The sequence below is a fragment of the Arsukibacterium sp. genome, from assembly GCF_033721375.1.
GTDB lineage: Bacteria > Pseudomonadota > Gammaproteobacteria > Enterobacterales > Alteromonadaceae > Alishewanella.
Genome location: NZ_JAWWAP010000005.1, coordinates 84842 through 101177, shown reverse-complemented (window position 1 = coordinate 101177; position 16336 = coordinate 84842). Strand labels below are relative to the sequence as shown.

General features: G+C 48.0%; 14 protein-coding genes. 5 read left to right on the top strand and 9 right to left on the bottom strand.

Annotated features, from left to right (window positions below):
• Positions 1-50 precede the first annotated feature (50 nt).
• The 3 genes from aroA to gyrA form a co-directional block, all read right to left on the bottom strand.
• Complete coding sequence (aroA, locus tag R3187_RS08995; RefSeq protein ID WP_318966434.1) at positions 51-1331, bottom strand: 3-phosphoshikimate 1-carboxyvinyltransferase; 1281 nt, start codon at positions 1329-1331, stop codon at positions 51-53.
• The gene (serC, locus tag R3187_RS08990) at positions 1328-2428 is read right to left on the bottom strand and encodes a 3-phosphoserine/phosphohydroxythreonine transaminase (RefSeq protein ID WP_413229020.1); all 1101 of its coding nucleotides are present in this window, start codon (positions 2426-2428) and stop codon (positions 1328-1330) included. The genes aroA and serC overlap by 4 nt, the downstream gene beginning before the upstream one ends.
• Before the next feature lie 97 nt (positions 2429-2525).
• Positions 2526-5177, bottom strand: a complete 2652-nt coding sequence (gyrA, locus tag R3187_RS08985; RefSeq protein WP_318966430.1) for a DNA topoisomerase (ATP-hydrolyzing) subunit A — start codon at positions 5175-5177, stop codon at positions 2526-2528.
• A 188-nt stretch (positions 5178-5365) separates the two neighbouring features.
• Here gyrA and ubiG point away from each other — a divergent pair, with 188 nt between their 5' ends.
• The 5 genes from ubiG (at position 5366) to R3187_RS08960 (ending at position 11258) form a co-directional block, all read left to right on the top strand.
• On the top strand, positions 5366-6082 hold the full coding sequence (gene ubiG, locus R3187_RS08980) for a bifunctional 2-polyprenyl-6-hydroxyphenol methylase/3-demethylubiquinol 3-O-methyltransferase UbiG (protein ID WP_318966429.1): 717 nt from the start codon (positions 5366-5368) through the stop codon (positions 6080-6082).
• Between the two features lie 382 nt (positions 6083-6464).
• Positions 6465-8750: a class 1a ribonucleoside-diphosphate reductase subunit alpha gene (gene nrdA / locus R3187_RS08975; protein WP_318966426.1), complete on the top strand. Its 2286-nt coding sequence runs from the start codon at positions 6465-6467 to the stop codon at positions 8748-8750.
• A 71-nt stretch (positions 8751-8821) separates the two neighbouring features.
• The gene (nrdB, locus tag R3187_RS08970; protein WP_318966424.1) at positions 8822-9952 is read left to right on the top strand and encodes a class Ia ribonucleoside-diphosphate reductase subunit beta; all 1131 of its coding nucleotides are present in this window, start codon (positions 8822-8824) and stop codon (positions 9950-9952) included.
• A 6-nt stretch (positions 9953-9958) separates the two neighbouring features.
• A complete protein-coding gene (gene yfaE / locus R3187_RS08965; protein WP_318966422.1) occupies positions 9959-10210 on the top strand; it encodes a class I ribonucleotide reductase maintenance protein YfaE in 252 nt (83 codons plus the stop codon).
• The gene (locus R3187_RS08960; protein ID WP_318966420.1) at positions 10197-11258 is read left to right on the top strand and encodes a hypothetical protein; all 1062 of its coding nucleotides are present in this window, start codon (positions 10197-10199) and stop codon (positions 11256-11258) included. Before yfaE ends, R3187_RS08960 begins: the two co-directional genes overlap by 14 nt.
• A gap of 50 nt (positions 11259-11308) precedes the next feature.
• On the opposite strand, the gene R3187_RS08955 is transcribed toward R3187_RS08960, so the two are convergent.
• The 6 genes from R3187_RS08955 to R3187_RS08930 all read right to left on the bottom strand — a co-directional run bounded on the left by R3187_RS08955 (position 11309) and on the right by R3187_RS08930 (position 16206).
• Positions 11309-11878, bottom strand: coding sequence for a YceI family protein (locus tag R3187_RS08955; protein WP_318966418.1), 570 nt, complete (start codon positions 11876-11878; stop codon positions 11309-11311).
• A gap of 27 nt (positions 11879-11905) precedes the next feature.
• A complete protein-coding gene (locus tag R3187_RS08950) occupies positions 11906-12457 on the bottom strand; it encodes a cytochrome b (RefSeq protein WP_318966416.1) in 552 nt (183 codons plus the stop codon).
• Between the two features lie 104 nt (positions 12458-12561).
• A complete protein-coding gene (locus R3187_RS08945; RefSeq protein ID WP_318966415.1) occupies positions 12562-13479 on the bottom strand; it encodes a rhodanese-related sulfurtransferase in 918 nt (305 codons plus the stop codon).
• Between the two features lie 102 nt (positions 13480-13581).
• Positions 13582-14229 carry a LysE family translocator gene (locus R3187_RS08940; RefSeq protein WP_318966413.1) on the bottom strand — a complete coding sequence of 216 codons (648 nt, stop codon included), beginning with the start codon at positions 14227-14229 and terminating at the stop codon, positions 13582-13584.
• A 73-nt stretch (positions 14230-14302) separates the two neighbouring features.
• A complete protein-coding gene (locus tag R3187_RS08935) occupies positions 14303-15637 on the bottom strand; it encodes an FAD-binding oxidoreductase (protein ID WP_318966411.1) in 1335 nt (444 codons plus the stop codon).
• On the bottom strand, positions 15637-16206 hold the full coding sequence (locus R3187_RS08930; RefSeq protein ID WP_318966410.1) for a GNAT family N-acetyltransferase: 570 nt from the start codon (positions 16204-16206) through the stop codon (positions 15637-15639). Before R3187_RS08930 ends, R3187_RS08935 begins: the two co-directional genes overlap by 1 nt.
• Positions 16207-16336 lie beyond the last annotated feature (130 nt).

Genomic DNA, 16336 nt, shown 5'->3' with positions numbered 1-16336 from the left:
GCAGGCTAAGGCGCAGTCAGAACGACTGCACCTTAGCCTGAGCAGAGAATTTACGCTTGCAGGCTCTGGAACAGCGCAAAATAGCCGGGAAAGGTTTTGGCAGTGCAATCAGGGTCTTCAATGGTTACCGGTGTATCGCTAAGAGCCACCAACGAAAAACACATGGCCATTCTATGGTCATTGTAAGTGGCAATACTGGCGTGTTTTAGCATCTCGGGCGGGGTTATCTTCAGATAATCATGGCCTTCTTCCACTTCGGCTCCTACTTTTCGAAGCTCGGTAGCCATCGCAGCTAACCGGTCGGTTTCTTTTACCCGCCAGTTATAGACGTTCCTTATCACAGTCGGTCCTTTGGCAAACAATGCGGTAGTGGCAATGGTCATGGCCGCATCAGGTATCGCATTGTAATCACGGTCAATGCCTGTCAGCGTGTTACGCGTTACCTTAATGTAGTCATCGGCCCATTCGACCTCAGCCCCCATTGCTTCAAGCGCATCGGCAAAGTGAATATCGCCTTGCACGGCATGTTTACCAATACCGGTAACTTTAATACTGCCACCTTTAATCGCCGCCGCCGCAAGAAAATAAGAGGCAGATGACGCATCGCCTTCAACCAACCAGCTACCGGGCGAGCGATATTGCTGAGAGCCGCCGATAATAAAGCGCTTATAATCTTCATTTTGGACTGTCACGCCAAAGCGTTGCATCAATGCCAGAGTAATATCAATGTACGGTTTGGAGACCAGCTCGCCGATGATTTCAATCTCACTGTCCCCGCTCAGCAACGGCGCTACCATTAATACGGCTGTTAAGAACTGGCTGGAGATACTGCCATCAATCTGCATGCTACCGCCCTGCAGCGGCTTGCCTTGAATCTGCAATGGCGGATACTTTTCGCTGCCAATATAACGAATATCTGCCTGCCATTGGCGCAATGCATCGACCAGATGACCAATTGGCCGCTCGTACATCCGTGGCTCGCCGGTCAGGGTTACATTGACATTGGACGCTGCCAAAGCAGCAGTTAATGGCCGCATTGCTGTGCCGGCGTTCCCCAGAAACATTGTCAGGGCATGCGGATGGTTAAAAAGCCCGCCAATACCACGTACCTCACATTTACTGCGACAATCAGATAATTTATAACTGATACCAAGTGCCGTTAAGGCATTAAGCATGTGCTTAATATCATCGCTATCGAGCAAATTAGTAATTTGGGTTGTGCCTTCTGCCAATGCGGCCAAAAGTAATACCCGGTTAGAGATGCTCTTTGAACCCGGCAGATGTACTTCACCGGCCACTTTGCTAATGGGATTAAGGGTTAACGTCTTCATCCGTTCACCCGCTCAAATTCCTGCATAAAGCTGACCAGCGTTTGTACGCCCTCCAGCGGCATTGCATTATAAATACTGGCACGCATACCGCCGACCATCCGGTGACCTTTTAAAGCCAGCAAACCATGCAACTGCGCCTGCTCGACAAACATGTCGTTCAGACGCTCATCGGCCAGGAAGAAAGGCACATTCATCCACGAGCGATACGCTTTAACGACGTCATTGCTGTAAAAATCACTTTTATCAATATAATCATAGAGTAAGCTTGCCTTTTCTTGGTTACGCGTTGCCATTTCGGTTACGCCGCCCTGTTGTTTCAGCCATTTAAACACCAGCCCCGCCAGATACCAGGCAAAAGTTGGCGGCGTATTAAACATGCTGTCGTTCTCTGCAGCCAGTCGGTAGTCCAGCACTGCCGGAATAGCCGCATTCACTTGTGGTAATAAATCCTCCCGGACTATAGCCAGGGTTAATCCCGATGGGCCGATATTTTTCTGGGCGCCGGCATAGATAACGCCATAGCGGCTGACGTCGATAGGACGCGATAAAATGGTCGATGATAGATCGGCAACAATGGGAACATTGGTTTGTGGTAGATTAGTGAACTCAACGCCATCAACCGTTTCATTCGGACAACAATGGACAAAGGCTGCTTTACTGTTAAGTTGCCAGTTAGCAGGATCAACTACACTGCGCAGGTTGTCGTCTGTTTTCTGGCGGATATCCTGCACCGCTAATTTGCCGTATTTGTGACCTTCTTCAACCGCGGCCTTAGACCAGGCGCCGGAAACGATATAATCCGCTGCATTTTTGCCGTTACTACTAGCAGCATTGAACAGATTAAGCGGCACGGCAGAGAACTGGCCGCGGCCACCGCCATGCATAAACAGTACTTTATAATTGGCGGGAATATGGAGTAAATCACGTAAATCCTGCTCGGCTTCTGCTGCTACGTTAATGAACGGCTTACTGCGATGGCTGATTTCCATCACCGAGCACCCCTGTTGCTGCCAGTTGATAAACTCCTGCTGTGCTTGCTGCATGACGGCCGCAGGTAACATGGCCGGACCGGCACAAAAATTAAAGGTGGTCATTATTAGGCTCTCAAAAATATTTATCAGTAAATACAAAAACCAGAAACGATCAATAATCCGCTAAAAAAAACGAGCGCTAATGCGCCCGTCTTTGGATGAATTATGACTGCTCAGTGTCGTTATCCTGAGCTAACTGGCTGTCCTGCAGATCAGGGCCGGCAACCTCTGCACTGGTCGGGGCTAACTCTGCACCGGCATCAGTATCTGCGGGTAAATCCTGCTCCTGAATTTCATCGACCTTCGCCACGCCAACGACTTTCTCCTGCTCCTGGGTGCGGATCAGAATAACGCCCTGGGTGTTGCGACCGACCTCGGATACTTCCTTAACACGGGTACGTACCAGGGTGCCACGGTTAGAAATCATCATAATTTCATCGGTTTCACTTACCTGCACGGCGCCAACAACCAAACCATTACGCTCTGATACTTTAATGGACACCACACCCTGGGTTGCCCGGCTTTTCGCAGGGTACTCAGTTAACGCTGTCCGTTTGCCGTAGCCATTTTCGGTGACTGTCAGTACCGCACCATCGCCTTTCGGAATGATCAGTGAGACCACGGAGCCGCCTTCACGTAAGCGGATACCACGAACACCGGTAGCAGTGCGGCCCATGCCACGAACCTGATCTTCGGTAAAGCGCACCACTTTGCCATCATCTGAGAACAGCATAATTTCATTGCTGCCATCAGTAATATCTACGCCAATCAGGTGATCGCCTTCGTTCAGGTTAACAGCAATAATGCCGTTGGCCCGCGGCCGCGAGTAATCGGTCAGCGCAGTTTTCTTAACGGTACCGTTGGCGGTAGCCATAAACACGTATTTGCCTTCTTCGTATTCACGAACCGGTAATATCGCGTTAATCCGTTCACCCTGTTCCAGTGGCAGCAGGTTGACGATGGGCTTGCCCCGCGCAGTGCGGCTGGCCAGTGGTAACTGATAAACTTTCATCCAGTACAGCCGGCCACGGTTAGAGAAGCAGAGGATAGTGTCATGGGTACTGGCAACCAGCAGCTTGTCGACAAAGTCTTCGTCTTTAACCGTAGTGGCTGCTTTTCCTTTACCGCCGCGGCGCTGCGCTTCGTAATCAGACAAAGGCTGATACTTGGCATAACCAAGGTGTGACAGGGTTACTACCACGTCCTCCTCGGTAATTAAGTCTTCCATATTGATATCCAGCATATTGTCCTGGATATCGGTGCGACGTGCGTCGCCATACTGAGCTTTGGCGGCCTCTAACTCTTCACAAATCACTTCCATTAAGCGTTCCGGACTACCCAGAATATGCAGTAATTCGGCAATCAGCTCTAACAGCTGTTTGTATTCGTCGAGGATTTTTTCATGCTCTAAGCCGGTCAGCTTATGCAGTCGTAAATCAAGAATGGCCTGCGCCTGTTGTTCTGTTAAGAAATACAGATTATCCCGAATACCAAAATGCGCTTCCAGCCACTCTGGCCGGGCTGCATCTTTGCCAGAGCGCTCTAACATGGCACTGACATCACCTAACTGCCAACCACGTTCAACTAAACCCGCTTTAGCTTCTGCCGGGCTGGCTGAGGTTTTAATCAGTTCGATAATTTCATCAATGTTGGCCAGCGCAATTGCCAGGCCTTCCAGGATATGGGCACGGTCCCGCGCTTTGCGTAAGTCGTAGACGGTACGACGGGTGACGACTTCCCGCCGATGCAATACGAAGCATTCCAGCATTTGCTTCAGGCTAAGCAATTTAGGCTGGCCATCATCCAGCGCCACCATGTTAATACCAAACACCGTTTGCATCTGGGTGTTGGAATATAACTGGTTCAGCATGACATCTGACGATTCGCCGCGTTTCAGTTCAATGACGATACGCATACCGTCTTTATCTGACTCATCACGCAGCGCAGAAATACCTTCAATTCGTTTTTCTTTAACCAGCTCCGCAATTTTTTCAATTAAACGGGCTTTGTTAACCTGATACGGTAATTCGTTGACGATAATCGTCTCGCGACCGGTTTTTTCGTCTGTTTCAATACAGGTTTTACTGCGGATATATACCTTGCCGCGGCCGGTACGGTAGGCTTCTTCAATGCCTTTGCGGCCATTGATAATAGCAGCAGTAGGGAAATCCGGACCCGGAATAAATTGCATCAGTTCATGCAGCTCAATATCCGGGTTGGCAATCAGTGCCAGACAACCATCAATGACTTCGTTCAGGTTGTGCGGCGGAATATTAGTTGCCATACCAACAGCAATACCGGAAGAGCCGTTAATCAGCAGGTTCGGGATCTTGGTTGGCAGTACAGCGGGGATTTGCTCGGTGCCATCATAGTTGGGCACAAAATCAACGGTTTCTTTATCTAAGTCGGCCAGCAATTCATGAGCAATCCGGGCCATTCTGACTTCGGTATAACGCATTGCTGCAGCAGAATCACCATCAATAGAACCGAAGTTACCCTGACCATCCACCAGCATATAACGCAATGAAAACGGCTGCGCCATCCGGACGATCGTGTCGTATACCGCACTGTCACCATGCGGGTGGTATTTACCGATAACGTCACCGACAACCCGGGCAGACTTTTTATAAGCCTTGTTCCAGTCGTTGCCCAGTTCCTTCATGGCAAACAGAACGCGACGGTGAACAGGCTTTAAACCGTCCCTTACATCGGGTAAAGCCCGGCCAACAATTACGCTCATGGCGTAATCGAGGTAGGAGTTTTTTAATTCCTCTTCGATATTAATCGGAACTATTTCTTTGGCCAGATCTGTCATAAAACGCTAATTTCCCTTAAATCAGATAGATAACTCGCTTTTTTCGATGTTATAGAGCGCGAGACAACGCAGGATTCTACCACATAAAATGGCAGTTGCCATGCCTGTTATGCATGCCAGAATCTGTCTGCTATTTGCTGAAACAGATCAAGGCTTTATAATGGCAAAAATTTTCCAAGGCCTGAACCATGACACAAAATACAAATGTTGATCCAGCTGAAATTGCGAAATTTAATGATATTGCCGCCCGCTGGTGGGATCAGGATGGTGAATTTAAACCGTTACATCTGCTAAACCCGACCCGGCTGGGTTATATCAGTGATATCGCAGGCGGCGTATTTGGTAAATCAGTAGTCGATGTTGGCTGTGGCGGCGGTATTCTGGCAGAAAGCCTGGCGCGCAGTGGTGCCGAGGTAACCGGCATTGATATGGCTGACGATGCGCTGGCGGTGGCCAGGCTGCATGCTCTGGAATCAGCGGTTAACCTTAATTATCTGCAGCACACAGCAGAAGACTTTGCCGCCACTAAGCCCGCGGCGTTTGATATCGTAACCTGCATGGAAATGCTCGAACATGTTCCTGAGCCGGCCTCAGTGGTGCAGGCCTGTGCTGATTTGGCCAAACCCGGTGGCTTACTGTTTTTCTCTACCATCAATAAAACGGTAAAAGCCTATGCCATGGCAATTGTTGGTGCCGAATATATTCTGCGCCTGGTACCCAAAGGTACCCATCAATTCAGCAAGTTTATCCGGCCCTCGCAATTAATGCGTGATATTGAGCAAGCAGGGCTGGAACTGGTCGATGCTACCGGCCTGCATTTTAACCCTTTGAACAACAGCTTTAAGACCGGTCCTGGTTTGGATGTCAATTATTTTGTGGTAGCCCGTAAACCCGCTGACGCCTAACGCTGTGACTGCCTGAAGCACGACAGGTTTCAGTTACCGGTTAAATCGCAGTCTTGCCGGTACTGATGCCTGCCAAATAGCCAGTTGCACTTAAAAGAAGCTGCTTAGAACAAATAATTTTATACCGAAGAAAAAGCTTGCTTCAGATATGCTTTTTCTATGGCAGGCGTTAACAGGTTAGTAGCTACTAACCGACCGTGATTGCGGTTTTTTTTTCAGCAGACAGCACCCTTGCAAAAGCCCCCAATCCACACTATCTTGTGATCAGTTTTTAATTTACACCTATATGTTGTGCAAAACGCCAGCAATCAGGTGCGTGTAACGGGCCGTGCGCTAACGGGCTGTCAGTTAATAATAACTATTGAAACGGAACTCTTCAGCGATGACGCAAAATCTTTTTGTCACTAAACGTGACGGACGCCGTGAACCCCTCGATTTGGATAAAATTCACCGGGTAATTACCTGGGCCGCAGAGGGCTTACATAATGTGTCAGTATCTCAGGTTGAACTGAAATCTCATATTCAGTTTTATGATGGTATTAAATCGGCGGATATTCATGAAACCATTATTAAAGCTGCAGCCGATCTGATTTCAAAAGACAGCCCGGATTATCAGTATCTGGCCGCCCGCCTTGCCGTTTTCCACTTACGTAAAAAGGCCTATGGTCAGTTTGAGCCACCGCATTTATATGATCATCTGGTGAAAATGGTTGAAGCCAAGCGCTATGATCAGCATATTCTGGCCGACTACAGCCGGGAAGAGCTGGAAACCATCAATAGTTTTATCGATCATAGCCGCGATTTAAACTTCAGTTATGCTGCTGTTAAGCAACTGGAAGGTAAATATCTGGTACAAAACCGGGTAAGCGGAGAAATATATGAAAGCGCTCAGTTTTTATATATCCTGGTGGCTGCCTGCCTGTTTGCCAATTACCCGAAGAGTACCCGCTTAGATTTTGTCCGTCGGTTTTACGATGCGACCTCAATGTTTAAATTGTCGCTGCCAACGCCGATTATGTCAGGTGTGCGTACCCCGACCCGTCAGTTCAGTTCCTGCGTATTGATCGAATGTGGTGACAGCCTGGATTCCATTAATGCCACCTCCAGTGCCATCGTTAAATATGTTTCACAGCGGGCTGGTATTGGTATCAATGCGGGCCGTATTCGCGCTCTGGGCAGCCCAATTCGTAACGGTGAAGCCTTCCATACCGGCTGTATTCCATTTTATAAGCACTTTCAGACAGCAGTAAAAAGCTGCTCACAAGGCGGCGTGCGAGGCGGTGCGGCAACCTTGTTCTTCCCGCTGTGGCATCTTGAAGTGGAATCGCTGCTGGTGCTGAAAAATAATCGTGGGGTGGAAGAGAACCGGGTGCGCCATTTAGATTACGGCGTGCAATTTAATCGGCTGATGTATACCCGGTTAATTAAAGATGATTACATTACCCTGTTCAGCCCGTCAGATGTGCCCGGCTTATATGATGCGTTTTTCCAGGATCAGGAACAGTTTGATAAGCTGTATGTCAAATACGAAGCTGACAGCAGCATTCGTAAAAAACGGATTAAGGCATTAGAGTTATTTACCTTGTTTATGCAGGAGCGGGCCAGCACCGGCCGAATCTATTTGCAGAACGTCGATCACTGTAATACCCACAGCCCGTTTAACCCGAAGCTGGCGCCAGTACGCCAGAGTAACCTGTGTCTGGAAATTGCCCTGCCGACCAAACCGCTGGAGCATGTTAACGATCCAAACGGTGAAATTGCGCTTTGTACCTTGTCAGCGTTTAACCTTGGCGCAATTACTGAGCTTAATGAGCTGGAAGAACTGGCCGAGTTGGCGGTACGCTCACTGGACAGCTTACTGGATTATCAGGACTACCCTATTCCGGCTGCCTACCACGCCTCCATCAGTCGCCGTACCCTTGGTGTCGGGGTTATTAACTATGCCTATTATCTGGCAAAAAATGGTGTTAAATATTCTGATGGCTCGGCCAATGGCTTAACTCACCGCACCTTTGAAGCCATTCAGTACTATCTGTTAAAAGCATCAAACAAACTGGCAAAGGAGCAAGGCCCCTGCCCTAAGTTTAATGAAACAACCTATGCCGAAGGTATCTTACCTATCGACAGCTACAAAAAAGATCTTGATAAAGTGTGTGCGGAACCGCTGCAGCTGGATTGGGAGCAATTACGTAAAGACATTCTGCAATTTGGTCTGCGTAACTCAACCTTATCAGCGCTAATGCCATCAGAGACGTCATCGCAAATTTCCAATGCAACCAACGGTATTGAGCCACCACGCGGTCATATCAGTGTAAAAGCCAGTAAAGACGGGATCCTGAAACAAGTGGTGCCTGAGTATGAGCGGTTAAAGCACCAGTATGAATTGCTGTGGGATATTCCATCCAATGACGGTTATCTGAGCCTAGTGGCAATAATGCAGAAGTTTGTCGATCAGACCATTTCAGCGAATACCAATTATGATCCTAATAAATATGAAGGTGGCCGGGTACCGATGAAGCTGTTACTGAAAGACCTGCTTACCGCATATAAGCTGGGGGTAAAAACCATGTATTACCACAACACCCGGGACGGTGCGGCTGATATGCAGGAAGATATTAAACCTGAGCAGGAAGACGACGGCTGTGCCGGCGGGGCCTGCAAAATTTAACACGGAACAGTCATCGCTGTGCGTCAGCACAGCGTAGTAACAACAGGTTTTTAATCAGGATATTTACAGCAATGGCGTATACCACTTTTAATCGCGAAATTAACAATCAACTGAAAGAGCCGATGTTCTTTGGTAATGCTGTCAATGTGTCACGTTATGATCAGCAAAAGTACCCTATTTTTGAGAAGCTGATTGAAAAGCAGCTGAGTTTCTTCTGGCGGCCGGAAGAAATCGACGTCAGTAAAGACCGGATAGACTTTCAAAACCTGCCTGAACATGAAAAACATATTTTCCTCAGCAATCTGAAGTATCAGACCTTGCTTGACTCAGTACAGGGTCGCTCACCGAATGTGGCATTTTTACCGATAGTGTCAATTCCTGAGCTGGAAACCTGGATTGAAACCTGGGCATTCAGCGAGACTATCCACAGTCGCAGTTATACCCATATTGTGCGCAATATTACGTCAGAGCCGCATAAAGTATTTGACGACATTATGCTTAATGAAAAAATTCTGGAGCGTGCAGATGATGTCACCCGCTACTATGACAGCCTGATCGACGGTATAAATCTTTATCAGCGCTGTGGCGAGGGCGATCATCAGATTAATGGTCAGACTGAAAGTATCACCCTGCGTGAGCTGAAAAAACGGCTGTATCTGTGCATGCTGTCGGTTAATGTGCTGGAAGCAATCCGCTTTTATGTCAGTTTTGCCTGTAGTTTTGCTTTTGCTGAGCGCGAACTGATGGAAGGCAATGCAAAAATTATAAAACTTATCGCCCGCGACGAAGCACTGCACCTTACCGGCACTCAGCACATTCTGAATATAATGGCCGCCGGAGAAGATGACCCGCAAATGGCCGAGATTGCCCGGGAATGTGAAGAGCAGGCTTATGCCATTTTTCAAAAAGCGGCAGAGCAGGAAAAAGAATGGGCCCAGTATTTATTTAAGGACGGCTCAATGATTGGCCTGAATAAGGATATTCTGTGTCAGTATGTAGAATATATTACCAATAGCAGGATGCAGGCGGTAGGTTTAAAAGCCCGCTTCAGCACCACCCAAAACCCTATTCCGTGGATTAACGCCTGGCTGGTGTCAGATAATGTCCAGGTTGCCCCGCAGGAGTCTGAAATCAGCTCCTATCTGGTTGGGCAGATAGACAATGAAGTTGATGGGACTGAGTTTGGCGACTTCGATCTCTAAGCGGTTATGCCACAGATCATAGTTGCCGATCATGCTGCCATCAATTTTGACGGCAGCCAGCCTACTATTCTGCAAAGCCTCGAACAACAACAGGATGTCAGTTACCAGTGCCGGGAAGGTTATTGCGGTGCTTGCCGCTGTAAACTGATATCAGGTCGTATCCAGTATTTGCATGAACCGCTGGCATTTGTCCGCCATGGCGAGTTTTTACCTTGTTGTAGCGTTCCTGTTACGGATATCAAAATTGAAATTCCCTGAGCTACTGGTGTTTTCTATCGTAATATCGCACACTAACCGGGTATTTAATGCCGGAAGGTTGGTTACAATGAAGATAGCGTTTTTCGGGTTGTTATTGTTCAGTTTTTCAGCTTTTTCATTAGAAGTAGAACAGCTGAACAGCTGGTTTGAACAAGCTCAATACCGGAAGATTGTTTCTGCAATGGAGCAGCAACCATCCCTTCAACAAAATCCCGATTCAGCGGCCTTTTATGTTCAGGCTATGTTTAATTTACGCCAGCGTGAAGAAGCCAATACACTGTTAAATCAGCTGATCACGGCACACCCTCTGCACAGCGAACTGCTTTATCTTGCCGGAATTAATAAAATTGTACTTGCCTCCGGCGGTAATATATTTAATGCCCGCCAGCGAACCAGTGACGGTTTGCAGCTAATGATGCAGGCAGTCACCATTGATCCCCATAATTATCCGGCACAACATGCCCTGATCAGCTTTTACCAGACAGCGCCTGCGACAGCTGGTGGCAGTAAAGAACTGGCTGCGGAACAGGCAACTATTCTGGCGGCGCTGAACCCGTTACAAGGCGCACTGGCCCGGATCCAGATCCTGATCCTGGAGGAACGGTTGAGTGAAGCGGTAGCGCTAATTGATAAACATCTGACAGCGACACCTACCCAACCAGATTTACTGGCCGTTAAAGCCAGCATTCTGGCCCGGCAGGACGCCTACCTTGTGGCTCAACAAATTTACAGTAAAACTGCTGAACACAGTATAAAGCCGAGCCAACGCTACAGTGCGCTGTATCAGGTGGGCCGTCTGGCAGTGCTAACTAATAATAACGTGTTAGAGGGGATAACGGCGCTGTCCGAATACATAGGCTATTACAATAATACTGATCAAAGCCGTTTAAACTGGGCAAAATTGCGGTTAGTGCAGTTATTTATGCTGTCCGGGAGTGAAGCAAGGGCAGAATTATTATTTGACGACATCGTTAACACAACCAGTGCGGACGAAGATTTTATGAATTTAAAAGATCAGGTTAAGCTGCAGCTGGCGACACCGTTGTAACAATAGGTCACCAGCAATCAGCTTATTTATGTTATTAAATGCAGACGCTGTTATTGGCGGATCCCTTCAACATCCAGTTCCAGATAAACTCTGGAAGATGCCGGTCCCAAATCATAATTTATACCGAAATCTTTCAGTTCAAAAGAGGTGTTACCGCTGAACCCGGTCCGAAAGCCGCCCCAGGGATCATTACCCTCTCCTATTTTCCTGGCCGAAATAACGATACCCCTGGTGATGCCATTGAGGGTCAGATCGCCGTGTAAATTAAAACTGCCGTCATCAGTGGCAACAACACGGGTACTTTTAAAAGTTGCCTGCGGGTGTTCACTGACATTTAAAAAGTCTGCACTGCGCAGATGTTTATCACGCTCAGCATGATTTGAATCAATGCTACTGGTGTCTATCACAATATTAACTTGAGAATCCGTCAGCTTGTCTGCGTCATAACTGAACTGGCCTTCAAACGTATTAAAACGGCCATGCAGCCAGCTGAAGCCTAAATGACTTATCTTAAAATGAATGAAAGCATGCGCGTTTTCGGTATCAATTTTGTAATCGGCGGCATGAATGCCAAAGCTCAACCCTAAGGTGGCAGCGACTGCGAGTATCAGTTTTTTCATATTTAAACTCCTCGTTTTGATGCGATTTTAACGGGCAGAATGCCCAAACATACGTTTCAGGGTAACGTCTTTATCAATAAAATGATGCTTCAGAGCAGCTGCGGTATGCAGCAGACTCAAACCAATTAGCGTATAAGCCAGATACTGATGAAAAACGCCTGCTATATCAGCTTGTCCGGTAAATAATTCACCGGCGCCGGGTAAGCTAAACCAGTCAAATACGGCAATGGCACGGCCATCGGCGGTAGAAATCAGATAACCGGATAACATCACTGCGACTAACAGCAGATAAAGTAACAGATGAGCAAGCCTGGCAAGACGTTGTTCCAGCAAACTATGTGTGCTGACAGGTAATGGGGTAATATTGAACGTTTTCCACAGTAGTCGCAGCATAACCACGGCAAACAGCAATACACCAATGCTTTTATGCCACCACGGTGCAAGGCGGTACCAGCTGCTGTAATAGGTAAGATCGACCATCCAGTAGCCAAGCGTAAACATGATGAAAACACTAACGGCAACCAGCCAGTGAAAAATAATACTGATTATGCCATAGCGGCTTAAGGAATTAGTTAGCATGCTACCCTCCTGATACAACAAAGGATAGCTCAACTAAAAAGAATTAAAATTGCATTTTAAGCGTTGGATGTATCTAATTAATAGAATGGTTACTAACTGATTAGCTAATTATCCAGTTTGCCATCCCGGATATGTTTATCACCACGTGCTTGCGCCAACGCCACCTGCTTTTGCCTTTCGGCAAACGCCGCTTTTTGCTCATCGGTCGTTTTATCAAAGCAATGCGGACAGCTCAGCCCTTTAATATAGTGCTCAGACTGCATTTCCGTTGCGGATAATGGCATCCGGCAGGCATAGCACTGATCATAACTGCCCTGCTCCAGGCCATGTTTAACCGCAACGCGCTGGTCAAAGACAAAACATTCGCCCTGCCATAAACTTTGCTCAGCAGGCATTTCTTCCAGATACTTTAAAATACCGCCATCCAGATGATAAACCTCTTCAAACCCCTGCTCTTTCAAAAAAGCGGTCGATTTTTCACAGCGGATACCACCGGTACAAAACATTGCAACCTTTTTATGTTTGTGTTTATCCAGGTTCTCGGCTGCCCACGCCGGAAACTCACGGAAAGTGGTGGTATCGGGGTTAACGGCATTTTTGAAGGTACCAATCGCCACTTCATAATCATTGCGGGTGTCTATCAGCAAAGTGTCCGGATCGCTAATCAGCTGATTCCAGGCCTCGCCTTTCACATAGGTACCGACAATATGGGCCGGATTAATGCCGTCGACGCCCATAGTGACAATTTCATTTTTCAGCTTTACTTTAGTGCGGTAAAACGCCGGCTCTTCAGCAAAAGATTCTTTGTAACTGAGATTAGCAAAGCGGGGATCGGCAGCAAACCACTGATTAACGGCATCAATACCCTGGCGCAAACCACAGATAGTGCCATTAATACCCTCTGCAGCCAGCAATAAAGTACCTTTAACGCCGTTATCTGCCATCACATCATATAATGGCTGGCGCAGATCCTGATAGTCAGGCAAATTGACAAATTTATATAAAGCAGCAACAACGTACATAGTTTACCTCTTGCAACGCCGGACCGTAAATCCGGAGCAAATTAACAACGGCCGGCATTATACCTATCCTCCGGCCGCGGGCAAAGTTTACTGCACGATAATTTAGCCGTTTGCCTGATTACTGAAACTGCTTAGCAGTAGCTGCACGGCCAGGGCCAGTAACAAAATTCCCATTAGCCGGTCGAACCAATAGCCTTTAAGCAATAAAAAGCCCCGCACTTTACTGTTGGTCAGCACAAACGATAGAAAACAAAACCAGGCTGCTGTCGCCGCCGCCATATATAAACCGTAAATAAGCTTATAGCTAAACGGCGTTTCTGCGGAAATGACGACAGCAAATAACGACAGAAAAAACAGCGTGGCTTTCGGGTTAAGGCCATTAGTGATAAAGCCTGCACTAAAGGCCTTCAACCCAGCCGGTCTGGCTTGCTGCTCCAGCGCAATAGCATCTTCAGCAGCAGGTGCTTTGGCACGAAGCGCCCCTTGAGCCAGATACAGCAGGTAGCAGGCTGCCAGTATGGTCAGCAATTGAAACAGCCATGGTGTGGTTTTAATTAACACTCCGATACCCACCAGCGAATAAGTTACGTGCAGTAAAATTGCAAGACCAATCCCCAGACTGGCAAATATCGCGGCGCGCCGGCCAAATCGCACAGCATAACGCAGTACAATAGCAAAATCGGGGCCGGGGCTGGCTACTGCCAGTAAATGTACCGAAGCAATGATCAGAAATTCGGGCCAGAACGACATGGTTAATCTGCCTTCTAAAAAAAGCGCCATTGTAAGCAAGCTATCAGCCTAACGCCAGTTGCCATTAACCCTGCTACAGATAATGATCTTTAAAGCGTCCCCATTGGTAATACAATTGCTGCCCCTGACGCCGAAACGCCGACATCGGAAATGCGGGTAACGCACTTTGGTAAAGCGGCAGCGCGGGTAACGCCTGACCAGCGACCAGTTGGGCTAAACGTTTGCCGGCCAATGCGCTGAATGATAATCCACTGCCGCAAAAGCCAGCCGCATAATACAGATCAGGTTCGGGTGAGTATACTCTGGGTAAATCGTCAAATGACACCCCGACCCACCCGCTCCACTGATACTGATAATTAAGTTGCTCAAGCCCTGCAAAACAGCGCTTTAACGCGGTCAGCAATCGGCGGGCGTAAACTGGATCGCCAGCATTTTTGCCACTAATGGCACCTCTGCCACCGAACAAAATACGGTTATCAGGCAGCAGGCGGTAATAATATTTAAGCGTCCGGGTATCCATCATAATGCTGTTCTGCTGCCAGTTCAGCTGGTGTAACTGCTTACTGTTAAGTGGTTCAGTCACGATCACACTGCTTAGTACCGGCAGACAACTATTGTTCAGCGCGGGATACAACCCCCTGGCGGTGTAGGCATTAGTAGCCAGCACCAGCTTTTTCGCTGTAATAACGGCCTGTGGTGTGACAACCTCAAAACCGGACGGGCCTCGTCTGAAACTGACCGCCGGGCTTTGACCATATAATGTCGCCCCCGCTTCTGTCGCCATTCTGGCATAACCCTGCGCCAGCGCTAATGGATTTAAGCCATAACAGTCGGGGAAACACAATGCTGCATGTGCCTGTTGATGGTTTACTACGTGCTGTTGCAGCTGAAATTTATCCAGATATTGTACCTGATAAGCAAACTGCTGCTGGAGCAACATTGCTTGTCGGGCCAAATCTGCAGCCATATTCGCTTTATGCGCTACTTTATAATAACCAACCGGTTGTGGCTGACAGTCAATCTTACCGGTTGCAATAAGCTGATTAACCCGGGCAACGGCTTCACCATATTCCTGATGAAACAACCGGGCCGTATCCAGACCAAATTTAGCCGCCAGCTGACTAAGCCCGAGCCTGCCAGTACCTCTGAGAACAAAGCCACCGTTACGGCCACTGCAGCCCCAGCCAGGCTGTAATGCATCAATTATTACCACATCCCGTTGATGCACCTTTGCCAGTTCATAACCACAGTTAAGCCCGGTATAGCCCGCACCAATAATCAAGGTATTGCAGTGAATATCATGTTCAAGCGCAGGATAATGCCGGTATGCCGGCGTTATTGCCTGCCAGTAGCTGGCAACATCAGGTTGACTGCTATCAAGCCGGGTATCAATGTAGGGGTCGAACATCAGCTGGACCGCCCGAACGACAATACCATTTCTGCCGCTGTACAGTGACAGCGGTTGCCACACTGCGGGCAAAGATAATTAGCTGTTTCAGACAAATGAAGCCAGCGATCCGGATGTACTTTAAGCAACCTGGCACCGGCTTTACTGAAATATCGCTGCGCGGCATTGCCGGGGCTTTGTTGCCATATATGAGCCAGCCCAGCAAGGGCCCCTTGCTGGCGTAGGGCTGCTACTGAGGCTTTAAGTAATTCCGGGCCCAGTCCCATCCCCTGTAATTCGGGAGCCACTGCCACTGATTTAAAATAGGCCATTTTGGGGGGGGCAACAGGCCATAATGGCACAGAGCACCATTGGTCCAGCGGCCATTGACCAGCCGCATAACTAAGGCGATATCCTACCACTTTGCCATCAGACAACGCGACGAAACCGGCATTTAAGCCCTCTTTAACACCCCGTGGATACAATTCCATTAGTGTTGTTAAGCTCAGGTAATTATCGCCATGAACCTGATTTGCCAGGGCCACCACATCAGCAAAGTGGTTTGGCAACATCGTTACAATCGATTTCATATCCCTCCGCTACAGCTGGCTTGCAGCTGATTTTTTTAACAATTTGTTCCCATCTGTTCGACCAATGGCTATAAAACTGCGATGGACAACCGCCTGATTTTAAAATATGGTTAATTTAGCGCTTCAGTAC